Origin of the sequence: Pseudomonas asturiensis (assembly GCF_900143095.1) — a bacterium.
In the GTDB taxonomy this organism is placed as follows: domain Bacteria; phylum Pseudomonadota; class Gammaproteobacteria; order Pseudomonadales; family Pseudomonadaceae; genus Aquipseudomonas; species Aquipseudomonas asturiensis.
This window is the reverse complement of sequence record NZ_FRDA01000002.1, coordinates 440307-462839: the sequence shown is the minus strand read 5'-3', so window position 1 is coordinate 462839 and position 22533 is coordinate 440307. Positions and strand designations below refer to the sequence as shown.

The following is a 22533-nucleotide window of genomic DNA, read 5'->3' as shown; positions in this document are numbered from 1 at the left end:
GGGTCCTGCGAAAGATCGACTAGCAGCGGCATTGATAAGGGTAGGGGTGGGCGCAGTCAAGGCTGAGCTCCACAGCGCCGCAATGGCAGGATGATTCGCCCGTAAAAAACGTTCGATGAACCTAAAGAATTGTCTGACAAGGACGATATGCTATGCGGTTGTCTGACAACCGTCGATGCCAACACTGCCCTCTAAAAATAGAAAAGAGCCCTGGCCATGAACTTACGCACACTCACTATCGCCCGCCGTGCCGGTCTGGGCTTTACCTTGATTGCTCTGCTGGTGGCCTTGCTGGGCTGGTTCGCACTGGTGCAGATGTCGACCATCCGCGAGAGCGAGGTGGCCGTCGAAACCAACTGGGTGCCCAGCATGCGGGTGGTCAATGATGTGCGGGAAATCATGTTGCGCATTCGCACTATTTCCTTGCGCATGGCGCTGGACACTGACCCTGCGAATATCTCCACCTACCGTGGACAGATGGACGTGCGCCTGGGTGATCTGACCAAGAAACTCGACGTGCTCAACACGTTCGTCGACACCCCCGAGGAGAAGGTCCTCGCCGATCAGTTTCTGGTGACCATGGGCCAATACCGCAGTGCGCTGGATCGCTCCTTTGTGCTCGCTGCGCAAGGCGATAGCGCGGGTCTGAACAAGCTGTTGCTGGTGGACATGAAGCAGATTGTCGACGGCTCGGGCAAACAGCTGAACGACTTCGCCGACTTCTACGTGAGCAGGGTCGACGCCGAAGGCAAGGCTGCCGAGGCTCAGTACGAGGCGTCTCGCAATGTTGTGTTGGTGTTCGTGGTCCTCGCGGCGCTTGGCACCATTGGCCTGGCGTTGTGGCTGACGCGCAGCATTGTCCGTCCATTGCAGCACGCGGTGACTGCCGCTGAACATGTGGCGCAAGGCGATCTGACTCATACCATCGAGGTCGATGGCAACGACGAGGTTACTCGCCTGCTTCGGGCGCTGGCGCAGATGCAAGGCAATTTGCGCGAAGCCATGCGCCACATCGGCAGTTCCGCCAGCCAGCTGGCTTCGGCTGCCACAGAGCTGAACTCGGTGACCGAGGACAGCTACCGCGGCTTGAATCAACAGAACGCGGAGATCGATCAGGCAGCCACGGCCATCAACGAGATGACGTCAGCGGTCGAAGAGGTTGCGCGCAACGCAGTGTCGACGTCCGACGCCTCCAGTCATTCCAGCTCGTCGGCGCAGGCGGGACAGACGCGGGTGATCGAGACCGTACAGTCGATCCAGACGCTCACCGAAAACGTTCAGGCTACGTCTGTGCTGGTGCAGAACCTGGCTGATCAGTCCCAGGACATCGGCAAGGTGCTGGACGTGATTCGCTCGATTGCCGAGCAGACCAACCTGCTGGCGCTCAACGCGGCCATCGAAGCGGCGCGGGCAGGGGAGTCGGGCCGTGGTTTTGCTGTGGTGGCCGATGAAGTGCGGGCACTGGCGCATCGCACCCAGCAATCGACGCTGGAAATCGACTCCATGGTCAACGCCATGCGCACCGGATCGGCTCAGGCGCTGGAGTCGATGACCACCAGCCGCGACCGTGCCAGTTCTACGCTGTCGCTGGCCAAGGGGGCCGGGGAGTCGCTGAGCGAAATCACCTCGTCCATCAACCAGATCTCGGAGCGTAATCTGGTGATCGCCAGTGCCGCAGAAGAACAGGCGCAGGTCTCGCGTGAAGTGGATCGCAACATCGTCAACATCCGCGATCTGTCCATGCAGTCGACCCAGGGCGCCAATCAGATCAGCGCTTCGAGCCATGAGTTGTCGCGTCTGGCGGTGGATCTGAACCAGGTAGTGGCACGTTTCAAAGTCTGAAACGCCGACATCGATAGCGGCCTGCACGCGCTTGCCGCCGACCGGCCGGGCGCGCATTATTGCTCCCGGTCGCGAAGACCACCGTGCAGGTATGTCTTATCGATGGAGGCTGCTCAGCGTCATGAACAATAACAATCACACCTTCAGCAGTTGGCTGCGCTCGCCGGCCCATCATCAATGGCTGTCTCAGGAAGGCAATCGCCTTCTGACCTTTGCCAAGGCCGCGAAGCTGCAGAACGGTTTCGGTAGCCTGGATGAGTATGGCCGCCTGATGGTTGGCGCGACCGCTCAAACCATGAACACTGCGCGCATGACCCACTGTTTCGCCATGGCCCACGCCCAGGGTATTCCCGGTTGCGCTGCGCTGGTCGATCATGGCATTGCGGCCTTGAACGGCCCATTGCGCGATGCCGAGCATGACGGCTGGTTCAGCGCAGCGCTCGATGACGGCGGGACTACGGATAAACAAGCCTATCTGCATGCTTTCGTTGCGTTGGCGGCCAGCTCTGCGGTGGTCGCCGGTCGGCCCGGCGCTCAGGCGCTGCTGTCCGATGCGATTCAAGTCATCAACACTCGTTTCTGGAGTGAGGATGAAGGCGCGATGCGTGAGTCCTTTGCCCGTGACTGGAGCAACGAGGAGGCGTATCGCGGTGCCAACAGCAACATGCACAGCACGGAAGCGTTTCTCGCGCTGGCGGACGTCACCGGCGATTCGCAATGGCTGGACCGGGCGCTGAGCATCGTCGAGCGGGTGATTCATCAGCACGCAGGGGCCAACGACTTTCAGGTTATCGAGCACTTTACTCAGGCGTGGCAGCCGTTACCCGATTACAACCGCGAGAACCCGGCCGATGGCTTCCGTCCGTTCGGCACCACGCCCGGCCATGCTTTCGAATGGGCGCGCCTGGTGCTGCACCTTGAATCCGCCCGTCGTGATGCCGGCCGTTCCAGCCCGGAATGGCTGCTCAACGATGCGCGAGAGCTGTTTGCCAATGCCTGCCGCTATGGCTGGAACGTCGATGGCGCGCCAGGCATCGTCTACACCCTGGACTGGGAAAACAACCCTGTGGTCCGCCATCGCCTGCACTGGACGCACTGTGAAGCGGCTGCCGCGGCGGCATCGTTGTTGCAGCGCACGGGCGAGCAACAGTACGAAGAATGGTATCGGGTGTTCTGGGAGTTCAACGAAACGCTGTTCATCGATTATGAGCACGGCAGCTGGCGTCATGAATTGAACGAGCAGAACGTGCCCAGCGAAGACATCTGGCCCGGCAAGCCTGATCTCTACCACGCCTATCAGGCGACGCTGCTGCCAGTGCTGCCGCTGTCTCCAAGCCTTGCCAGCGCGCTGGCGGGCCTGGACTGAAGCCGTGCCTGAAACCTCAGTGTGACGGCACGGTCTTGTCGGTCAGGCGGATAATCTGCCTGGCCAGGAAGCTGCCGGTCAGGATCACGCCGAACAGGCGCAAGGTCTGCATGGCCAGCACGAAGCCGACGTCGGCATGGGTATCGATGGCGATGATTGCCATGGTGTCCAGGCCGCCGGGGCTGGTCGCCAGATACACAGACAGGTAATCCTTGTCCATCAGCGTCGCGATCAACCAGGCCGAAACGGCACAGAGAACGATCAGCACCAGAGACGCAAGAATCATCACCGGCAACCGCCGCCAGACATACTGTACAGTCGGGCGGTCGAAGCGCAGGCCTACGTAGCAGCCGATCGCTCCGTAACCCAGTGGCAACAGCCAGTCCGGGATCGTGATCTGCAGCACGCCGCTCAACTGCAAGGCACCACCCAGTATCAACGGCATCAGCAGCGCGCCTGCGGGCATCTTCGAGCCCAGCAACACGCCGACCACAATCACGGCCAGACTCAGTCCCAGATCCAGCAGGCTGGAGCCTTGCAGCATCACGTCGTTGCTATGGGCGTGCGCGCCGCTGCCGGTGGCCCCCATGAAGTGGCTGACCAGCGCGCCGATCACCACGACGCAGACCACACGTACATATTGCATCGTCGCAACGATGCGTGAGTCTGCGCCGTAGTCCTCTGACATGGCGACCATCGCAGACGCAGCACCCGGCGATGTACCCCAGGCCGCAGTGCTACTGGGAATGCCGGCAAAACGCACCAGCAGGAGGCCGACGGCGGCGCTCAAGACAACTGTCAGTAGCGTGGCCAACAACATGACGTGCCAGGATTGCAGCGCGGTCATCAGCACACTGACCGACATCGCATGCGCAATCAAAACACCGACCGTGCCCTGACCGAGCTGAAACGCTCGTTTATTCATGCGAATGGTGGCGCCCGATACCCCGAAGCCGATGGCGACCAGCATCGGTCCCAGAAACATCGCCGCGGGCATATTGATCAGTTTGAGCAGTTGACCGGCGCTGCCGGCGAGGACGATCAGACCCAGCCATTGGGCCATTGGAGGAAGGTAGGGCAGTGACAGACTGGAGGCACGTTGCAAGAGGTTCTCCCTGATGTTGCGAGTCAATCGCGCGGATGGCAGCGCATATCGAATGCGTTCAGTATCGACATCACAACCCATCAAGTCTATTTTCTAATAATCATGAATTGATAACTTTGGTTGATAGATATGGACCTGCGCGACCTGACGTACTTCGAGACCATCGCCGAACTGGGCCACTTGGGCAGGGCCGCGGAAAAGCTCAACCGTAGCCAGCCTGCGTTGACCAAAAGCATTCAGCGCCTGGAAGAATCATTCGGAACCAGACTGTTTCAGCGTGACGGGCGGCGGATCAAATTGACGCCGGTGGGCGAGCTGCTTCAGGCGCGGGGCAAGGAGTTGCAGCAGAGCATCGCTCAGACCCAGCGCGAGGTGCGGGATTTCGCCAGTGGCATGGTGGGCAATATTCGCGTGGGCTGCGCGGCCACCATGGCCGAGTACCTGATGCCAAAACTGACCTCGGCCTTGTTGCAGCGCACGCCGGACGTCACCTTCAAGCTGGTGATTGGCCAGGACGACCTGCTGCGCGAGTCGCTGCGCTCGGGGCAACTGGACATGATTATCTGCGCACTGGCACCTGACAGTGAAGGTGTTACCAGCTTTGAAGTGCTCAGGGACGAGGCGGTGGTGATCGCCAGCAAGCATCACCCGATTTTCAAGACTGCGCCGCTGCAGATGAAGGATCTGTGCGCCTGGCGCTGGGTGCTGCCGCCAGTCAGTGTGTCGTCGCGAAAATGGCTGGATGGTACGTTTGCTGCGCACGGTTTGCCGCTGCCGACGGTGCAGATCGAAGCGAATTCAATCTCTCTGCTGCCCAACCTGATCGCCCAGAGCAACCTGCTGAGTTTCGTCGCTCGCGAGTCGCTGGAATTTGGCAAGGCCATGCAACACCTGCGCGAAGTGTCTTTGGAGGAGACGACCATGAAGCGCACCATCGGCGTCACCTTGCGCAGCGGCGGCTACCTGTCGCCGGCCGCGCAGGGCATGCTGCAGATGCTGCGCGACAATGGCGGGGATTTTCTGGTGTGGGCCTGAACATTTCACCTTCCAGGCACTGGATTTTGGACGTGGCTGGGTTAGCCTTCTGTCAGCGGGCCCCGGGAGCGGGTCCGATTCATTGACGACTGGCAGGAGCATCCAGATGATGCAGGCACCTTCACACGTAAACACTTATCTGACACGAGACATCCATCACTTCGGTGGCGACCAGTCGCCCTTGAACGACGCCGATGCCGATGAAGACAGTGACCCGGAGGCGTACCTGGACCTGGATATCCTCGGTCTGGATGATTTTGTCGACGCCGACAAGCTCGATCCTTTAGTGACCGGTGATATCGGTTCTTCAACCTTGAATTGAAGGCCTTGTTGCGCAGACGATCCTTCCCTCGCCAAACCCGAACCGGTGGGCGGCGGCTTGCCGGCGATGGCGTTGGAGCAGTCACTGCAAGGTTGACTGACAGATCGCCTCGCCGGCAAGCCGCCTCCCACAAGGTGTGTGTTCGGTAGGTCAGGTGTGGCCGAACTGTTTCACCGCTTGCTCAAATACAGCGCCAACGCTTTCGCTGCAGACTCTACGGTCGAGCTTGTCCCGGCCCAACTGCACGCCAGCATCAGGTTGCGGGGCAGGGCGAAGTCTTCCACTGAAAATCCATCACTGTCGAATCCGTTGCCGTCGTGCGGTACCAGATCACGCAGCGAATCCACCGGCTCGAAATACGCCCAGACCGGCTTGTCGAGCGCCACCGCCATGCCTACTTCGAACGCAGTACCCGAGTCTGGCTCAAGGCCGCGAAATACATTCAGGTTTGCCAGGACCGCTGTGCAGCGCTGAATCATCGCCACATTCATCGTGTAGATCTGGCGCGCAGTTTCGTGGGGTGACAAGCCTGGTGTCACTTCATTATCGAAGGGGAACAGCCCTTCCAGACCCTGCGCGGCGCACAGCGCTTTCAGGTAGCGCCCATGCTCGACGGCATCTGGACGAAACACATCGAAGCCTGCGAGATAAATCAGGGGTGTCTGCATCGTCGTCGCTCCGCACGTGAACTGGTTGCGCCGATTCTACGGTGGGTTGCAGGGCGTACGGAACGCGCCACTGATCGGCCCGTCTGCCCAACTTTACTGTTTGGGCTGGAATCTGTACGGATAGCCAGTATCCTTGGCCCGTCTGCTCATTCATCGTGTGGCCGTTTGCCTTGACTATTTCCCCTCTCGACAATCCGTTTTATTACCTGGAAAACTTCCGCCAGGTACTCAACTGGATCACGCAGCGTTACGACGACTTGCTCGACGAATCGGAGCGTCGGTTCATTGAAGCGTTTACGCAACTGCCGACGACAGCGCAGGGTTTGCTGGTGCGGATGGTCATGCGCAAAGGGACCCTGTTTCGCGCGAGCAAGTTGAGTTACGAAGAAATAGGCGACCCGATCCAGACGGTGGGCCCGCTGCTTGAATTGGGATGGGTCGACGATCGTCCTGCGCTGGGACTGGGCGAGTTGTTTCAGCTACTGCGCAAGGATGAATTGAGCCAGTGCTTCAAGGCGCATGGCGTCAAGAATTCCGAGCGTAAGGAACAGTGGTTTGAGCGCCTGATGCCGCTCCATGCAACGCCGCAAACCCTGGAGCAGTGGCACGGCTCGTTGTCGGACAAGGTGTTTTGCCTGACGGTCATGCCGCTGTGCGACCGCCTGCGTTTGTTGTATTTCGGCAACCTCTATCAGGAGTGGTCAGAGTTCGTATTGGCCGACCTTGGCATCTATCGTTACGAAAAAGTCGAATTTTCTGCCGATTCCAGGGCAATCAACGCGCGCGAAGACATCGATGTCTGTCTGCAATTGCATGCTTGCCGCGAGGCGCTGGAATCCAGTCTTGCTCTGCATGAGCTGGCCGAGCAGGCGATTGCCGTCCAGTGCCGCAGCCCCTGGCTGCAGATGCGCCGCGCCAAGCTGCTGTTTCGCATCGGTCAGCAGGCCGAGCGTGTGCAGGACTGGCCATTGGCGCTGTCGGTCTATCGGCAATCCGACTATCCCGGTGCGCGCTCGCGACAGATTCGAGTGCTGGAGCGCAAGGAAGAATACGCGCAGGCCATGGCGTTGCTGCAACAGGCCCGGCTGGCGCCTGAAAACGATGCCGAGGTGCAGCATCTGTCGCGGGTCCTGCCGCGACTGCAACGCAAGTTGGGGCTTGCAGCAGAGCGTCGGCGAACGGCACGCAAGGTCGAGCGACTGGATGTTCAGGTCACCCCGATTCCCGGTTGCAGCGTCGAATACCTGATTCGTGAACACTTGCAGCAGGAAGGTGGCGAGGTGCATTACGTCGAGAACACGCTGATCAATTCCCTGTTCGGGTTGTTGTGCTGGTCGGCGATTTTCTCACCGCTGCCTGGCGCATTCTTCCACCCGTTCCACAGCGCCCCGAGTGACCTCTACAGTCCCGATTTCTACCAGCGTCGCGCACAGCAGTTCGACGCCTGCCTGGCTCAACTGGAGTCCGATGCGTATCGCGCAACCATCCTGCAGAACTTCCTGAGCAAATCTGGGCTGCAATCGCCATTCGTATTCTGGGGCGCGCTGACACCAGACCTGCTGAATCAAGCACTCGACTGCCTGCCAGCGGAGCATATGCGACACTGGTTCAAACGTTTATTGCAGGACATAAAGGCCAATCGCACCGGCATGCCGGACCTCATCCAGTTTTTCCCCGAGCAGCGCGTCTACCGGATGATCGAGGTGAAAGGGCCGGGCGATCGCTTGCAGGACAATCAATTGCGGTGGCTGGATTTCTGTGCAGAGCACGGCATGCCTGTATGGGTCTGCTATGTGCAGTGGTGCGAGGAGAGTCTGAAGGGGGCAGAGGCAGGTCCGGCGGCGCAGACGCTTTGTGCTCAGGCCTGACAGGAGTGATTCAACAGCGTGTGAAGCGAGGGGGGCGAGGCGGTCCTGAATGAGCCAGCAACGGGCCGCCACGTGTGGCTGGGTTCAGGTCATGGCGCGCTGTCGTCGTCATCGTCCTGGTCATCACCATCGTTATCCATGCCGCCTTTGCCCGCATCGTGGGTCTTGTCGTTCATGCCACTGTTGTTACCTGGCTGCGGGTCCATGCCTTTGGTCCCAGGGCTGGTGCCCGGCGCACCTGGCGTAGTGCCGTCGGTGTTCTTTTCCATACCTGTACCTGGCACTTTAGGACCGCCATTGTCTGGATTCGTCGGCCCTGTCGAGCCAGCCAGAGCAGCTGCACTGACGCTGCCCAATACTGCAGCAAGTGTCCATGCGCCAACCGTTTTCAGATTCATTTCAAAAATCTCCTGTCGATGTCCTGCGTGATGTTGCTACAGACATTGAGTGATCATCGGCAGTGCAGGTGCCGAACTTCCGACCGGTGGCAGGGGAGGCCCCTGTCACCGTGAGTCGGCCGATCAGTTGACCTTTTGCTTCTCGGTCACGCCATTCTTGTCGTGTGTACCGTGAGTGCCTTTGTCATGGGTCGTCGAGTTGCCCATTGGCTTGTCAGTTTGCGCGCCCTGGGTGGTGCCCTTGGTATTGGAGGAGTTGCGATCGGCTGGCGCCGTGTCGGTGCCAGGCAGCTTGGTCGCGCTCTTGTTCACTGGACTGGCAGGCGTGGTCGTCGATTCAGCAAAGGCTGCGCCCGATGCAACAGCCATCAGGCCAGCGAGAGTCAGGGCAGTCAGTTTGGTCTTGATCATGGTGCTTACTCCGTTTTTTAAGATACCCCTATTGGTCCTTGGCCACTGGCCATAGGTGCCAACGAGCCCGACGAACGGTAACACATTGATCAGGGCGCTATTAATACCACCCCTAATAAACAATGCGTTTGTCATCACTCCCCATACGGTGAGAAAGAGCAGTTGATCAGCGCGTTGGCTGCGGGTTTTAAGGCGATCTGGTTATAGATAAATTCCTGCCAAAAACGTGAGCTTCTAAAACGGCACAAATTTTTACACTTTTATAACGGTGGTGGCGTTGAGCTATGAGGTTTTTAGTGGCACATGGCTAGCCAGTGCTGGCGTGGGGTTTTGGCCCGTAAACAGGGGCTCTTGTCGATTTTGTGAGGTTTTTCTGCAGGGCGGTTTGGTCATAAAAACGCGTTTGAGTCGACGTGGTTCGACTGATTGTCATTAAACAGAAACATTTGAGGGTTTAAATCCGCCTCGGGCCTCCTTAAGTGGACCACCACACAATCTCCTGGACTGAGGTATTACCGTGATTCTGCTGACTAAAAAACGCTTGTCGCTTCTGATCGCTTCGCTGTGCCTGAGCGGTGTAGCCCACGCGACTGATGTAACCGGCGCTGGTTCGAGTTTCGTCTTCCCGGTCATTTCCAAATGGTCCCAGGACTACAGCAAGACTGCAGACAACCGCATCAACTATCAGTCGATCGGTTCGGGCGGCGGTATTGCCCAGATCAAGGCGGCGACCGTTGATTTCGGCGCTTCCGATGCCCCGATGTCCGCTGAAGACCTCAAGGAAGCCGGCCTGGGTCAGTTCCCTAGCGTCATCGGCGGTATCGTGCCGATCATCAACGTTGAAGGCATCGACAGCGGCAAGCTGAAGCTCGACGGCGAAACCCTGGCCAAAATCTTCATGGGCACCGTCAAGACCTGGAACGATCCGGCGATTGTCGCGCTGAACCCTGGCGTAACGCTGCCAGCGACCGCGATCACTGTCGTTCACCGTTCGGACGGTTCGGGCACTACCTACAACTTCACCAACTACCTGAGCAAAGCCAGCTCGGAGTGGAACGAGAAGCTCAAGTTCGGTTCGACCGTGCAGTGGCCAGCAGGCGTGGGCGGCAAGGGTAACGAAGGTGTTTCGGCGTACGTGAAGCAGATCAAAGGTTCGATCGGCTACGTTGAATACTCCTACGCTGTAACCAACAAGCTGTCCTACACCCAGTTGAAGAACGCTGCTGGCAAGTTCATCGCACCGACTGCCAAGTCGTTCGCCGCAGCTGCCGACACTGCTGACTGGGCAAACGCCAAGGACTTCGGCCTGATCATGACCAACGCTCCGGGCGACGATGCCTGGCCGATCACTGCCACGACCTGGATCATCATGTACAAGAAAGCCAAGAACGCAGAGAAGAGCGCGGCTGCTTTCGACTTCTTCAAGTGGTCCCTGGAAAACGGTCAGAAGCAAGCTGAGTCGCTCGACTACGTTGCCTTGCCGAAATCGCTGGTCGATCGCGTAGAAAACTACTGGAAAGCTGAATTCACCAAGTAAGTGATTCAAGCCTGTATGACCCCTGTCACCGACCGCGATATCGGTCTGGTGACAGGGGCTTTTCCTTGCGAGTGGACTCAACATGACTGAAAACACCCAATACCTGTCCGCTGCCGTCAAAGCTGTCGAGACCGAAGGCGAGAAGCGCGCCAAACGGGATCACCGCCATGACCTGTGGTTCAAGCGTTCATTGCAGGCCGCGGCCATGCTGGTGCTTGCTTTGCTGGGTTGTATTGCCTTGTCGACCCTCTGGGGCGGCAGTCTGGCATTCCAGACATTCGGGTTTGGCTTTCTGACCAGTACCGAATGGGACGTGAACGCCGGCAAATTCGGCGCACTGGTTCCGATCTACGGCACGCTGGTGACCTCTTTTCTGGCTTTGCTGATCGCCGTTCCGGTGAGTTTCGGCATTGCGATTTTCCTGACAGAAGTAGCGCCGCCATGGTTGCGGATGCCCATTGCCTCGGCCATCGAGCTGTTGGCAGGCATTCCGTCGATCATCTACGGCATGTGGGGGCTGTTCGTGTTCGGGCCGTTCATGGCCGAACACCTGTCGCCCTGGATCACTGAAAACCTGGGCGCTCTGCCGCTCGTTGGCCCGATGTTCCAGGGCCCTCCATTGGGTATCGGCATGCTGACCGCCGGTATCGTGCTGGCGATCATGATCACCCCGTTTATCACCTCGGTGATGCAGGAAGTTTTCCGCACCGTGCCTACCGCTCTCAAAGAGTCGGCTTATGCGTTGGGCGGCACGACCTGGGAAGTGGTCTGGGACATCGTGCTGCCTTATACCCGTTCGGCAGTGGTCGGTGGTGTGTTCCTCGGGCTGGGGCGTGCGCTGGGTGAAACCATGGCGGTGACCTTTGTGCTGGGTAACGCTCACCAGTTCTCGGCGTCGCTGATGATGCCAAGCAGCTCCATCGCCTCGGTCATTGCCAACGAGTTCAACGAGGCTTACACCGACTTGCACCGTTCCGCATTGATCGCCCTGGGCTTCCTGTTGTTTGTTGTTACCTTCATCGTGCTGGCCCTTGCACGCTTGATGCTGTCGCGTCTGTCGCGTAAGGAGGGGTTATGAGTAAGGACATGACAGGCAGCGAGCACATTTACCGTGTTCGCAATATCAAGAACAAGATCGCCATGGTGCTCAGTTGTGGCGCCACGGCATTCGGTCTGTTGTGGCTGGTCTGGATCCTGCTGACCACGATCATCAAAGGTATCGATGCCCTCAATCTGCAGCTGTTTACTGGCATGACGCCGCCGCCAGGCACCGAAGGCGGTCTGGCCAACGCGTTCTACGGCAGCGTGCTGATGTCCGGCATCGGTCTGTTGATCGGCACGCCCATCGGCCTGATGGCCGGTATCTGGCTGGCCGAGTTTGCGCGTTACACCAAGCTGGGCAACGCGGTGCGTTTCATCAACGACATTCTGTTGTCCGCGCCTTCCATCGTGTTGGGCCTGTTCGTCTACACAGTCGTGGTATTGCCGCTTAACGCGATGACCGGTCACCAGGTGGGCTTTTCCGCCCTTGCCGGTGCATTGGCGCTGGCGCTGCTGGTGATTCCGGTGGTGGTACGTACCACCGACGAAATGATGCAACTGCAACCTTCGACCATGCGTGAAGCTGCGCTGGCGCTGGGTGTTCCACAGTGGAAACTGACTCTGCAGATCGTGCTGCGCGCCGCCAAGGCGGGTGTCGTGACGGGTGTGTTGCTGGCACTGGCACGTATCACCGGCGAAACCGCGCCGCTGCTGTTCACCGCATTCGGCAACCAGTTCTGGAGCAGCGATCTGCTCAAGCCAATCGCCAGTGTTCCGGTGGTGGTGTTCCAGTACGCAATGAGCCCGTTCGACGATTGGCACTCCCTGGCTTGGGCCGGTGCGCTGGTCATGACGCTGTTCGTACTGATACTGAGTCTGCTTTCTCGCTTAATTCTTCTGCGCAATAGGGCGTCCTGATGAACAACCTTTCCCTGGCCAACGAAAAGACCAAGATTCAAGTGCGCGGTCTGGAGTTTTTCTACAACAACCAGAAGTCGCTGAAGTCCATCGACATGACCATCCCCGAGAAGCGCATCACTGCGATCATCGGCCCGTCGGGTTGCGGGAAGTCGACCCTGCTGCGCGTGTTCAACCGTATTTATGCGATGTACCCGAAACAGGAAGCGCGCGGCGAAGTGCTGCTCAATGGCGAAAACATCCTGGCGCCGGGCTATTCGATGAACCGTCTGCGCAGCCACGTGGGCATGGTGTTCCAGAAGCCGGTGCCGTTTCCGATGTCCATCTATGACAACATCGCCTACGCCATCAAGCACCACGAAAAACTGTCGCGTCGTGAAATGGAAGATCGCGTCGAGCAGGCACTGCGTGGCGCAGCCCTGTGGGATGAGGTGAAGGACAAGCTCAAGCAGAGCGCAACCGGTCTGTCCGGTGGTCAGCAGCAGCGTCTGTGCATTGCGCGTACCATCGCGTTGCGTCCTCAGGTATTGCTGCTGGATGAGCCGACTTCCGCTCTTGATCCGATTTCCACCGGTCGTATCGAGCAGTTGATCACCGAGCTCAAAGAGCAGTTCACCGTGATCATCGTGACCCACAACATGCAGCAGGCTGCACGCTGCTCGGACTACACCGCGTTCATGTTCATGGGTGAACTGATCGAACACGGCGACACCGACACCATCTTCACCAAGCCTTCCAAGACCCAGACCGAAGACTACATCACCGGTCGTTTCGGCTGATCAGCCGGCCAGGGCGGGTGCCTCCTGGCGCTCGCCCATGAACTCCTCGATCCTGCTGCGCAACCAGCGTTCTGCAGGGTCGTTGTCCATTACGCTCAGCCATGTCATCGACAAGTCCAGCCCCGGTGTGGGGAAGGGCAGCGGTTCGTCGTACACCAACCCCAGCGCACTCATGGCACTCGCTGCATAATCAGAAAGCCCCGAGATCAGATCGGTGCCCGCCATCAGCGCAGGCAGCGTGGTGAACTGCGGCACCGATAACACCACATGACGCTTGCGTCCCAGTGCGGTCAGCCACTCATCGGCGAAACTGCTCACGCTGGCCACGTGCGACACCACCACATGCGGCCTCGAGCAATACTCATCCAGCGACATCGGCCCTGAAGGCTTGTCGGCCCTGACCAGGCGCGGCTGAACGTTGCGCAGCAGCTTGCGCTTGGCGTTGGCGGGCAACTCACGCGTCAGGCAGACACCCACGGTGATATCACCGGACATGAGCACTTCGGAAATATTCAGGTAATCGACGTGCTTGACCACGATCACCACGCCTGGTGCTTCCTTGCGAATCGCCTTGAGCATGGCGGGCAGCAGGCCGAACTCCACGTCATCTGACAGACCGATGCGAAAGGTCATCTTGCTCACCGAGGGATCGAAGTCGGTGGTCAGGCTCAGCGCTGTGGACATCGCGTCGAGTGCAGGCGTGAGGTGTTTGAGGATCTCGTGGGCGCGGGCAGTCGGTTCCATGCGATGACCCACGCGTATAAACAGTGGATCGTTGAGCAGGCTGCGCAGGCGGTTCAGCGCTGCGCTGATCGTCGGCTGGCCGAGGAACAGCTTTTCCGCCGCGCGGGTCACATTGCGCTCCTGCATCAAGGTCTCGAAGACCACCATCAAGTTGATATCGGCCTTGCGCAATTCATTGCGATTCATGGTGGTTCCTTGGCATCAGACATGTCACCCGGATGGCGCCTACAAAAGGTTGGCTCAGTCTAGGGAAGCCCCGTAGCGGGCGTCCAGCGTTTTACCTTGCTGTCCAGACACGTCTCCTTACGTTTCTGTCGGTAGGAAAAGAGCGAATCTGTCGTGGGATCTGAGGTCTACTTGCGGGTCTGGAACCTGTTGCGAGAAGGGTTTCGCCATCACCGTCCCACACCCACAGGAGGTGCCCCTATGCGGGCTGCAACGATTGCCGGTCTGTTGATATCGATGACGCTGCCCGGCGTGGCGCTGGCTGAGACACCCAGTTATGGTCAGCAACTGGAAGGTTTCACCTACCCCCACACCCTCAAGACGTTCGACTTCCAGTCCCAGGGCCAAGCGCTGCAAATGGGCTACATGGACGTCGCGCCCACCGGCAAGGCCAATGGCCGTACCGCCGTGCTGATGCATGGCAAGAATTTCTGTGCCGCCACTTGGGAAGACACCATCAAGGGCCTCAGCGCGTCCGGTTATCGCGTGATTGCACCTGATCAGGTTGGCTTTTGCACGTCCACCAAACCGGCCTACTACCAATACAGCTTTCAGCAGCTGTCAATGAACACCCATGCGCTGCTGGAGAAGCTCGGCATCGACAAGGTTTCCGTCGTCGGCCACTCCACCGGCGGCATGCTGGCCACGCGGTACGCGCTGATGTATCCCGGGCAGACCGAGAAGCTGGTGATGGTCAACCCCATCGGACTGGAAGACTGGAAGGCGCTCGGGGTGCCTTATCGCACCGTGGATCAGTGGTATGAGCGCGAGCTGAAAACCACTGCTGAGGGCATTCGTGCTTATGAACAGAAAACCTATTACGACGGGCGCTGGAAGCCTGAGTACGACAAGTGGGTCGACATGCTCGCAGGCCTTAACAAGGGGCCTGGCCAGAAAGCGGTTGCCTGGAACTCCGCGCTGATCTACGACATGATCTTCACCCAGCCGGTGTTCTATGAGTTCGCGAAACTGCAGGTCCCGACGGTGCTGATGATCGGTGACGCCGACACCACTGCCATCGGCAGCGACATCGCGCCGCCGGACGTGAAGGCGAAAATCGGCAACTACAAGGTGTTGGGCAAGCAAGTCACCGAGATGATTCCAGGTGCCAGGCTGGTGGAATTCAAGGGCATGGGCCATGCCCCGCAGATGGAAGATCCCGCTGGTTTCAACAAGGCGCTGGTCGAGGCGCTTGAATAGGCATGTCTCTGGCGCGGAAATACTTCGCCGCTGCCAGTCAGTCTTCGCGAGCAAGCTCGCTCCCACTTGAAATTCAACCCAAGTGGGAGCGAGCTTGCTCGCGAAGAGGATGGGACATTCATTCGGGAGGTATCAATCAAACATCCCGAGTCTTTGACTCAACTCAACAGCTGCGCAAACGCCTTGTCGGCCTCCAGCACCGCTGGCAGACCGGCGAACAGGGTGTCCAGGTCGATGCCTTCCATGATCGGCCCGTCGGACGCCTTCTGCGCTTGCGGCGTTGCACCGTCGTGGGCTTCCAGAGCGTCGGAAATCACGATGGCCTGGGCGATGATCCTCGGCAACGCGGCGTTGTCGGGCGCCTGCATGGGCTTGGCCTGGTACGCGATAGCCTCCTGAATGGGCTTGGGCAAGTGCCAGCGACGGGCCAGTTCAGTGCCCACTTCCGGATAGCCGAAACCCAGTTGCACGGTCTCATTGGCCGCGCGTCCCGCAGTGCCGGCTTTCGTTGCGCTGTTCAGGCGTTCGGCAACGTCCGGTGCGCCGGTCTGGATCAATAACTCGCCGATGTTGTGCATCACCCCACAGGTGAAGGCGATCTCCGCATCTACGCCGGTCTGTTTGGCGAGCATCCGGCAGATTCCCGCGACCTGAAAGCTCTTCAGCCAGAACGCCTTGAGGTCAAAGCTGGGACCGGCCTTGAACGCGCCCGTCACTGCCGACGCCATTACCAGCGTGCGCAAGGTATTGAAACCCAGGCGCATGGCAGCATCCTCGATGCTCGACGATTCCCGAGAACCCCGGAATCTTGCCGAGTTGGCCAGGCGCAGGACCTTGGCGGCGATCACCGGGTCCTTCTCGATGTTGCGGGCGATACTTTCCAGGTTGGAGGAGGGGTTGTCGAACTGAAGCATCAAGTCCTGAGCCACTTTGGGAATGCTCGGCAGACTGTGCAAATCGTCAAACAGCTTTTCAATACTCATCATGGCGGGACCATCCTCTGGACGACGGGATGAGTTGACCATAGCCAGTTTTTCGCGCCCTGCACGTTTTGCTGTCGTTTGTGGGAAGCGTTTCTCACGCGGCAAAAATAAAAATAAAAGACTCCTCATGCTCGGCCGATACACCACTTGGGGTCTGTTCGAAACATTCCGACCTTGTTCGAAACCCCCCGAACAGCGGCACCGTTTGAGTTCCGACTGACGATCCCTGCATCGTCCCAATTGTTTATGCCGTGGAAGTGCTCGCTATGATGAAAAGCCTGGGTTTCAGCAAGAAAATTCTGTTGGCCGCTGCCCTGATAGTGATTGTCGCGTTCAGTGTGTTCATTGTCGTCAATGACTATCGACAACGTCAGTCGCTGAAATCCAGTGTTCAGTCCGAGCTGCAACAACTGGGTACGCTGACCACGCAAAACATCCAGACCTGGCTGGAAAGCCGTATTCAGTTGCTGCAATCGATGTCGCAGCAGATCGCTATCGACGGCAAGGCGCTGCCGCAGTTGCAGCGCGCCGTGGGTCTCTCGGTCTACAGCGATAACTTTCAGCTCGGCTATTTCGGCACCACCGAAGGCGTGATGCTCTCCAACCCTTCGGCCACTCGACCGGCTGACTACGATCCACGCGCCCGTGGCTGGTACAAGGCGGCGCAAAATGCGTCAGGCACCATCGTCACAGAACCCTACATTGCAGCCTCATCCGGCAAGCTGGTGATGACGGTAGCGACCCCGGTCAAGATCCAGAATCAGTTGGCCGGCGTGGCGGGCGCTGACATTGCGCTGGACAGCGTCAGCAAGATTATCAACTCGCTGAACTTCGGCGGCCACGGGTATGCGTTTCTGGTCAGCGCCGAAGGCAAGATTCTGGTGCACCCGGACAGCAAGCTGGTGCTGAAGAACATCAGCGAAGCCTACCCCAACAACACGCCAAAGATTGCCACCGGCGTGACGGAAATCGATTCAGGGAACACGCCTGAAATCATCTCGTTCACCCCGGTGCAGGGCGTCTCGACCGCCAACTGGTATGTGGCGCTGGTGCTGGAACAGGACGCTGCCTATTCGATGCTCAGCGAGTTCCGCGCCTCGGCCATCACGGCAATGGTGGTCGTGGTGGTCGTGATCATTCTGCTGCTGGGTCTGTTGATCCGCGTGCTGATGCAGCCGCTGCACCAGATGGGGCGTGCGATGCGTGACATTGCCGATGGCGAGGGCGACCTGACCAAACGCCTGGCGATTACTTCCCAGGATGAATTCGGCGCGCTGGCCCAGTCCTTCAATCACTTTGTCGAGCGTATCCATACCTCCATTCGTGAAGTCGCCTCGACCGCCGCTCAACTGGGCGCGGTCGCGACACAAGTGGTCAAGGTGTCCAATGCCTCGATGAGCAACTCCGATCAGCAGGCCAATCGCACTGAAAGCGTGGCTGCCGCGATCAACGAGCTGGGGGCCGCCGCGCAGGAAATTGCTCAGAACGCAGCGCGCACGTCGCAGCAGTCCAGTGATGCCAGCGAACTGGCTGGCGACGGTCAGGCCGTCGTGCAGCAGACCATCAAGGCCATGAACGAGCTGTCTGGCAAGATCAGTGAGTCGTGTGTGAACATCGAGAGTCTGAACGGCAAGACAGCCAACATCGGGCAGATCCTTGAGGTAATCACCAGCATTTCCCAGCAGACCAACCTGCTGGCGCTCAACGCGGCCATCGAAGCAGCACGTGCCGGTGAAGCCGGTCGCGGTTTCGCGGTGGTGGCTGACGAGGTGCGCAACCTGGCACACCGGACCCAGGACTCGGCTCAACAGGTCCAGAAGATGATCGAAGAGCTGCAAGTCGGTGCCCGTGAAGCGGTGACCAACATGACTGAAAGCCAGCGCCAGAGCGAAGACAGCGTGGGCATCGCCAACCGCGCTGGCGAGCGTCTGGGCAGCGTCACCCGCCGCATCGATGAAATCAACGGCATGAACCAGTCGGTCGCCGCCGCGACAGAAGAGCAGACCTCGGTGGTGGAATCGATCAACGTCGACATCACCCACATCAACACCCTTAACCAGCTGGGCGTCGACAACCTGCGTCAAACCCTGGAAGCCTGCAACTCGCTGGAAGAGCAGGCCGCGCGCCTGCAGCAACTGGTGGGCAGTTTCCGTATCTGATCGCTGTATGACATGCGCTTATCGCGTCAACCCTGATCGTGCCCATCGCTTTGCGTGGGCATGCCTCCCGTGACGCTCCGCGTCACAGATGGCACAGATTGCGGACTCAGTTAGCCGGGCGCATGGCTTAAGTCACCTTTTCGCCCCTCGGCGACCTACTTTGACGGGGCAAAACAGGCAAACCCCAAGCTCCGGTTCCGGCCCCGGCTACGCCGGGGTTCCTTTGTCGCAATCGTCGGTGTTCTCACTACCGCGTCAAAAAAGCATGGCAGCGCAGCTGCCCGACTGACGCACCTGCAACGCAACCTGCGAAAAACTGTTACGGGTTCGTCATGCCCGATTCACGACTCTGCAATGCCACCGGTTCAGTCTGGCTGACAACCGAATACGACCTGCACCGGGTCGTAGGGCAGGCAGAGACACACCATGAATCCAGCTATCCATGTCGAAGGATTGAACAAGAGCTTTTCTCGCAAAAGCGCTCTGGTTGACCTTGAGTTGTCTATACAACACGGCGAGATGGTTGCCCTGATTGGCGCATCGGGCTCCGGCAAGTCCACCTTGCTGCGTCACCTGGCGGGGCTGGCGTGCTGTGATCGCGAAAAAGGCGGCCAGGTGCGGGTGCTGGATCGCGAGGTGCAGGCCTCGGGTCGTCTCAATCGCCATGTGCGCCGTCTGCGTGCCGACATTGGCTACATCTTCCAGCAGTTCAATCTGGTCAATCGCCTCAGCGTGCTCGACAACGTCCTGCTTGGCTGCCTGGGGCGCATGCCGCGCTGGCGCGGCAATCTGGCGCTGTTCAATACCGAGGAAAAGCAGCGCGCAATGGCGTCGCTGGAACGTGTCGGGCTGGCGGACCTTGCCGCGCAGCGTGCCTCGACCCTGTCTGGCGGCCAGCAGCAGCGCGTGGCGATTGCCCGGGCCCTGACCCAGCGCGCCGAAGTGATTCTTGCCGACGAACCCATCGCCTCCCTCGACCCTGAATCCGCCCGCCGGGTCATGGAAATTCTCGCCGACATCAACCGCCGCGATGGCAAGACCGTTGTCGTCACCCTGCATCAGGTGGACTACGCGATGCGCTACTGCCCACGCGCCGTGGCGCTGAAGGGCGGACGTATCCATTTCGACGGGCAGGCGCAGGGGCTCAGCAGGCACTTTCTCAACGACCTTTACGGCGCCGAGCAGGATGACAGCCTGACGCTCGTCGAGCACAGCCGTCCCGTCGAGCCGCCGCGCCTGGTATTGGCCAAAGTCTGATCATTTTTATCGTCAGTCCCCTGACATCAACCGCTGTTGCACGAACCTCACTTCAGGAGTGCTTTCATGTTCAACCGTATCGGTCGCGTCCTCGCGTCTGCCGCTTTGCTGGCCACTTGCGCAATGGGCACTGCCCAGGCTGAAGAGAAGGTCATCAATTTCGGCATCATGTCCACTGAGTCATCGCAGAACCTGAAAACCATCTGGCAGCCGTTTCTCGATGACATGAGCAAGAAAACCGGCCTGAAGGTCAACGCAACCTTTGCCTCGGATTACGCGGGCCTGATTCAGGGCATGCGCTTCAACAAGGTCGATGTGGCCTGGCTGGGCAACAAGGCGGCCATGGAAGCTGTTGATCGCTCCAACGGCGAAATCTTCGCCCAGACCTCGGCGGCCAATGGCGCGGCGGGTTACTGGAGCCTGCTGATCGTGCGCAAGGACAGCCCGATCAACTCTGTCGAAGACATGCTCAAAAACGCCAAGACCCTGACCTTCGGCAATGGCGACCCGAACTCCACCTCGGGCTATCTGGTGCCGGGCTACTACGTGTTCGCCAAGAACCATGTCGATGCCTCCACCGCGTTCAAGCGCACGCTCAACTCCAGTCATGAAGTCAACGCGCTCAGTGTTGCCAAGGGCCAGCTTGACGTGGCGACCTTCAACACCGAGAGCTGGGACCGACTGGCGGTGACTCAGCCGGACAAGGTCGAGCAGCTCAAGGTGATCTGGAAGTCGCCGCTGATTCCGGCCGACCCGATGGTCTGGAGCAAGGCCCTGTCGGACGAGAACAAGGCGAAGATCCGTGAGTTCTTTGCCAGTTATGGCGATACCGATGAAGAAAAAACCGTCCTCAAGAACATGCAACTGGGCAAGTTCCTGAAGTCCAGCGATGACCAGTTGCTACCGATTCGCCAGCTCGAACTGTTCAAGCAGCGCACCGAAGTGGCGGCCAGCACCACGCTCAATGCCCAGGAAAAGGAAACCCGCCTCAAGGAAATCGACGCGGGCCTGAGCAAGCTGCAGCAGCGCATCACCGAGCTGAACCAGAAAACGGCAACCAGCACAGCCGGCTGAACGAGTGGGGCGCGGACCTTTCCCTCGCGCCCCATCGGCCGCCATCAGGACATTGATTGCTATGACCACTCACGTTGCATACGCGCAGCCCATCGGCAAGCGCAGTTGGGCTCGATACCTGGGTTGGGGGCTGTTTCTGGCCGCACTGGCCTGGGCCTGGCAAGGTGCTGAGATGAACCCGATGTCGCTGGTGCGCGATTCGGGAAACATGGCGACCTTCGCCTCCGACTTCTTCCCGCCGGATTTCCGCGAATGGCGCAGTTATCTCACGGAAATGCTGGTCACGATCCAGATCGCGTTATGGGGCACGGTCCTGGCCATCGTCTGCTCTATCCCGCTGGGCATTCTGTGTGCCGAAAACATCACGCCGTGGTGGATCCATCTGCCGCTGCGCCGCTGCATGGACGCCTTTCGTTCCATCAATGAAATGGTCTTCGCGATGCTGTTTGTGGTCGCCGTAGGTCTTGGGCCATTTGCCGGGGTACTGGCCTTGTGGATCAGCACCACGGGGGTGCTTGCCAAGCTGTTCGCCGAAGCCGTGGAAGCCATTGATCCCGGCCCGGTAGAGGGCGTGCGCGCCACGGGTGCCAGTGCGCTGCAGGAGGTCATTTATGGCGTCATCCCGCAGGTCATGCCGCTCTGGATCTCCTACGCGCTGTACCGTTTCGAATCCAATGTTCGCTCGGCAACGGTCGTAGGCATGGTCGGGGCAGGGGGGATCGGTGTGATTCTCTGGGAGAACATTCGCGCCTTTGCTTTCGTCCAGACCAGTGCCGTACTGCTGGTGATCATCGTCGTCGTCAGCGTGATCGACATCGCGTCGCAACGCTTGCGCAAGCAATTCATCTGACCGGAGAGGGGTGTCCCGATGGGCACTTTTTTTAACCATGCAGTTGTCTAGACAAACTGAGCCGTTGTACCGCGAGCTGGCGGACACCCTGCGCGCCGAGTTGTGCACTTACAGGTCCGGCGACTACCTGCCTGCCGAGTTCCAACTGGCTGAACGTTTCAGCGTCAATCGCCACACCGTTCGCCGCGCTGTCGATGAACTGGTGCGTGAAGGCAGCGTACTGCGCCGCCAGGGCAAAGGCACTCAGGTGCTGGAACGCCCGCTCATTTACCCGATGCAGGCCGACAGTGCCTACAGTAAGTCATTGTCTGCGCAGGGTATCGGGGTCGAGGCGATCCTGCTGTTGCGTCGCGACTGCCAGGCCAATAGCGAAGATGCCCGTCACTTGGGTCTGCCCGAACAGGCGCCGATGATCGAATTGCAGACCCTGCGCAAGCTCGACGGCCAGCCCGTGAGCCTGATTCTGCATCGTTTCAGCGCTGATTACCGTCAATTGCTGGCCGATTATGCAGGCGGTTCGCTGCGTCAGTACCTGGCCGAGCGCGACCTGCCGCTGACTCGCCAGCAGAGTCTGATCGGCGCACGCCTGCCGTCGCGCGAAGAAGCTTCGCAGTTGCTGATGCCACGCCATATGCCTGTGTTGACCGTGTTGACGGTCTCCTGTGACCGGTCCGGCCAGCCGGTGGAACTGTCCCGTTCCACCAGCCGCAGCGACCGCTTCCACTATCAAGTGACCACCTGATGCCGAGGT

At 59.3% G+C, this 22533-nt stretch carries 21 protein-coding genes and 2 pseudogenes; 17 read left to right on the top strand and 6 right to left on the bottom strand.

What is annotated here, in order from left to right:
- Positions 1-216: 216 nt before the first annotated feature.
- The 3 genes and pseudogenes from BUB69_RS29500 to BUB69_RS05175 form a co-directional block, all read left to right on the top strand.
- Positions 217-987, top strand: a pseudogene (locus BUB69_RS29500) (HAMP domain-containing protein); the annotation flags it as partial.
- Positions 979-1842, top strand: coding sequence for a methyl-accepting chemotaxis protein (locus BUB69_RS29495; protein ID WP_425439348.1), 864 nt, complete (start codon positions 979-981; stop codon positions 1840-1842). The pseudogene BUB69_RS29500 and the gene BUB69_RS29495, both read left to right, overlap by 9 nt.
- A gap of 121 nt (positions 1843-1963) precedes the next feature.
- Entirely contained in the window at positions 1964-3208 is a 1245-nt protein-coding gene (locus BUB69_RS05175; protein WP_073163045.1) for a D-mannose isomerase, read from the top strand.
- Positions 3209-3224: 16 nt separating this feature from the next.
- Here BUB69_RS05175 and BUB69_RS05170 read toward each other — a convergent pair whose 3' ends face one another.
- Complete coding sequence (locus BUB69_RS05170; RefSeq protein WP_073163248.1) at positions 3225-4271, bottom strand: AbrB family transcriptional regulator; 1047 nt, start codon at positions 4269-4271, stop codon at positions 3225-3227.
- Positions 4272-4442: 171 nt separating this feature from the next.
- On the opposite strand from BUB69_RS05170, the gene BUB69_RS05165 reads away from it, so the two are divergent.
- Together BUB69_RS05165 and BUB69_RS05160 are read left to right on the top strand one after the other, a co-directional pair.
- The gene (locus BUB69_RS05165; protein WP_073163043.1) at positions 4443-5348 is read left to right on the top strand and encodes a LysR family transcriptional regulator; all 906 of its coding nucleotides are present in this window, start codon (positions 4443-4445) and stop codon (positions 5346-5348) included.
- Between the two features lie 106 nt (positions 5349-5454).
- Positions 5455-5670, top strand: coding sequence for a hypothetical protein (locus BUB69_RS05160; RefSeq protein WP_073163041.1), 216 nt, complete (start codon positions 5455-5457; stop codon positions 5668-5670).
- Between the two features lie 170 nt (positions 5671-5840).
- Here the strand turns inward: BUB69_RS05160 and BUB69_RS05155 are convergent, their stop codons facing one another.
- Complete coding sequence (locus BUB69_RS05155; RefSeq protein ID WP_073163039.1) at positions 5841-6338, bottom strand: nucleoside 2-deoxyribosyltransferase; 498 nt, start codon at positions 6336-6338, stop codon at positions 5841-5843.
- Positions 6339-6508: 170 nt separating this feature from the next.
- On the opposite strand from BUB69_RS05155, the gene BUB69_RS05150 reads away from it, so the two are divergent.
- A complete protein-coding gene (locus BUB69_RS05150; protein WP_141121819.1) occupies positions 6509-8206 on the top strand; it encodes a VRR-NUC domain-containing protein in 1698 nt (565 codons plus the stop codon).
- Positions 8207-8295: 89 nt separating this feature from the next.
- Here BUB69_RS05150 and BUB69_RS05145 read toward each other — a convergent pair whose 3' ends face one another.
- Positions 8296-8604 carry a hypothetical protein gene (locus BUB69_RS05145; RefSeq protein WP_073163037.1) on the bottom strand — a complete coding sequence of 103 codons (309 nt, stop codon included), beginning with the start codon at positions 8602-8604 and terminating at the stop codon, positions 8296-8298.
- 123 nt (positions 8605-8727) lie between these two features.
- A complete protein-coding gene (locus tag BUB69_RS05140) occupies positions 8728-9015 on the bottom strand; it encodes a hypothetical protein (protein WP_073163036.1) in 288 nt (95 codons plus the stop codon).
- A 517-nt stretch (positions 9016-9532) separates the two neighbouring features.
- On the opposite strand from BUB69_RS05140, the gene pstS reads away from it, so the two are divergent.
- The 4 genes from pstS (at position 9533) to pstB (ending at position 13290) form a co-directional block, all read left to right on the top strand.
- Positions 9533-10552 (top strand): phosphate ABC transporter substrate-binding protein PstS, encoded by a 1020-nt coding sequence (gene pstS / locus BUB69_RS05135; protein WP_073163035.1) that lies wholly within the window; start codon positions 9533-9535, stop codon positions 10550-10552.
- An 82-nt stretch (positions 10553-10634) separates the two neighbouring features.
- Positions 10635-11630, top strand: coding sequence for a phosphate ABC transporter permease subunit PstC (gene pstC / locus BUB69_RS05130; RefSeq protein WP_073163034.1), 996 nt, complete (start codon positions 10635-10637; stop codon positions 11628-11630).
- Positions 11627-12511: a phosphate ABC transporter permease PstA gene (pstA, locus tag BUB69_RS05125; RefSeq protein ID WP_073163033.1), complete on the top strand. Its 885-nt coding sequence runs from the start codon at positions 11627-11629 to the stop codon at positions 12509-12511. Before pstC ends, pstA begins: the two co-directional genes overlap by 4 nt.
- On the top strand, positions 12511-13290 hold the full coding sequence (gene pstB / locus BUB69_RS05120) for a phosphate ABC transporter ATP-binding protein PstB (protein WP_004883964.1): 780 nt from the start codon (positions 12511-12513) through the stop codon (positions 13288-13290). The genes pstA and pstB overlap by 1 nt, the downstream gene beginning before the upstream one ends.
- Here the strand turns inward: pstB and BUB69_RS05115 are convergent, their stop codons facing one another.
- Positions 13291-14220: a LysR family transcriptional regulator gene (locus BUB69_RS05115; protein WP_073163032.1), complete on the bottom strand. Its 930-nt coding sequence runs from the start codon at positions 14218-14220 to the stop codon at positions 13291-13293. It lies immediately after the preceding gene.
- Positions 14221-14460: 240 nt separating this feature from the next.
- Between BUB69_RS05115 and BUB69_RS05110 the strand changes: the two genes are divergently transcribed.
- Entirely contained in the window at positions 14461-15459 is a 999-nt protein-coding gene (locus BUB69_RS05110; protein WP_073163030.1) for an alpha/beta fold hydrolase, read from the top strand.
- Between the two features lie 158 nt (positions 15460-15617).
- Here the strand turns inward: BUB69_RS05110 and BUB69_RS05105 are convergent, their stop codons facing one another.
- A complete protein-coding gene (locus BUB69_RS05105) occupies positions 15618-16445 on the bottom strand; it encodes an HDOD domain-containing protein (protein WP_073163027.1) in 828 nt (275 codons plus the stop codon).
- A gap of 263 nt (positions 16446-16708) precedes the next feature.
- On the opposite strand from BUB69_RS05105, the pseudogene BUB69_RS29490 reads away from it, so the two are divergent.
- From BUB69_RS29490 to phnF, 6 genes and pseudogenes are all read left to right on the top strand, one after another.
- A pseudogene (locus tag BUB69_RS29490) lies at positions 16709-17743 on the top strand (HAMP domain-containing protein); the annotation flags it as partial.
- Between the two features lie 93 nt (positions 17744-17836).
- Positions 17837-18601, top strand: a complete 765-nt coding sequence (locus BUB69_RS29485) for a methyl-accepting chemotaxis protein (RefSeq protein ID WP_425439347.1) — start codon at positions 17837-17839, stop codon at positions 18599-18601.
- Positions 18602-19027: 426 nt separating this feature from the next.
- Positions 19028-19858: a phosphonate ABC transporter ATP-binding protein gene (gene phnC / locus BUB69_RS05095; protein WP_073163024.1), complete on the top strand. Its 831-nt coding sequence runs from the start codon at positions 19028-19030 to the stop codon at positions 19856-19858.
- Between the two features lie 66 nt (positions 19859-19924).
- The gene (phnD, locus tag BUB69_RS05090; RefSeq protein ID WP_073163022.1) at positions 19925-20932 is read left to right on the top strand and encodes a phosphonate ABC transporter substrate-binding protein; all 1008 of its coding nucleotides are present in this window, start codon (positions 19925-19927) and stop codon (positions 20930-20932) included.
- A 61-nt stretch (positions 20933-20993) separates the two neighbouring features.
- On the top strand, positions 20994-21782 hold the full coding sequence (gene phnE, locus BUB69_RS05085) for a phosphonate ABC transporter, permease protein PhnE (protein ID WP_073163020.1): 789 nt from the start codon (positions 20994-20996) through the stop codon (positions 21780-21782).
- A gap of 37 nt (positions 21783-21819) precedes the next feature.
- Positions 21820-22524: a phosphonate metabolism transcriptional regulator PhnF gene (phnF, locus tag BUB69_RS05080; protein ID WP_073163018.1), complete on the top strand. Its 705-nt coding sequence runs from the start codon at positions 21820-21822 to the stop codon at positions 22522-22524.
- The last annotated feature ends 9 nt before the right edge of the window (positions 22525-22533 follow it).

Bases quoted from the DNA above. Each gene is read 5' to 3' on its own strand.
- phnE (WP_073163020.1), top strand. From the start codon at position 20,994: ATGACCACTCACGTTGCATACGCGCAGCCCATCGGCAAGCGCAGTTGG.
- BUB69_RS05175 (WP_073163045.1), top strand. From the start codon at position 1,964: ATGAACAATAACAATCACACCTTCAGCAGTTGGCTGCGCTCGCCGGCC.
- pstC (WP_073163034.1), top strand. From the start codon at position 10,635: ATGACTGAAAACACCCAATACCTGTCCGCTGCCGTCAAAGCTGTCGAG.
- BUB69_RS29485 (WP_425439347.1), top strand. From the start codon at position 17,837: ATGAGCAACTCCGATCAGCAGGCCAATCGCACTGAAAGCGTGGCTGCC.
- BUB69_RS05105 (WP_073163027.1), bottom strand. From the start codon at position 16,445: ATGATGAGTATTGAAAAGCTGTTTGACGATTTGCACAGTCTGCCGAGC.
- BUB69_RS05170 (WP_073163248.1), bottom strand. From the start codon at position 4,271: ATGGCCCAATGGCTGGGTCTGATCGTCCTCGCCGGCAGCGCCGGTCAA.
- BUB69_RS05155 (WP_073163039.1), bottom strand. From the start codon at position 6,338: ATGCAGACACCCCTGATTTATCTCGCAGGCTTCGATGTGTTTCGTCCA.
- BUB69_RS29495 (WP_425439348.1), top strand. From the start codon at position 979: ATGCAAGGCAATTTGCGCGAAGCCATGCGCCACATCGGCAGTTCCGCC.
- BUB69_RS05165 (WP_073163043.1), top strand. From the start codon at position 4,443: ATGGACCTGCGCGACCTGACGTACTTCGAGACCATCGCCGAACTGGGC.
- BUB69_RS05140 (WP_073163036.1), bottom strand. From the start codon at position 9,015: ATGATCAAGACCAAACTGACTGCCCTGACTCTCGCTGGCCTGATGGCT.
- pstA (WP_073163033.1), top strand. From the start codon at position 11,627: ATGAGTAAGGACATGACAGGCAGCGAGCACATTTACCGTGTTCGCAAT.
- phnF (WP_073163018.1), top strand. From the start codon at position 21,820: ATGCAGTTGTCTAGACAAACTGAGCCGTTGTACCGCGAGCTGGCGGAC.
- phnC (WP_073163024.1), top strand. From the start codon at position 19,028: ATGAATCCAGCTATCCATGTCGAAGGATTGAACAAGAGCTTTTCTCGC.
- pstB (WP_004883964.1), top strand. From the start codon at position 12,511: ATGAACAACCTTTCCCTGGCCAACGAAAAGACCAAGATTCAAGTGCGC.
- BUB69_RS05110 (WP_073163030.1), top strand. From the start codon at position 14,461: ATGCGGGCTGCAACGATTGCCGGTCTGTTGATATCGATGACGCTGCCC.
- BUB69_RS05145 (WP_073163037.1), bottom strand. From the start codon at position 8,604: ATGAATCTGAAAACGGTTGGCGCATGGACACTTGCTGCAGTATTGGGC.
- BUB69_RS05160 (WP_073163041.1), top strand. From the start codon at position 5,455: ATGATGCAGGCACCTTCACACGTAAACACTTATCTGACACGAGACATC.
- phnD (WP_073163022.1), top strand. From the start codon at position 19,925: ATGTTCAACCGTATCGGTCGCGTCCTCGCGTCTGCCGCTTTGCTGGCC.
- BUB69_RS05115 (WP_073163032.1), bottom strand. From the start codon at position 14,220: ATGAATCGCAATGAATTGCGCAAGGCCGATATCAACTTGATGGTGGTC.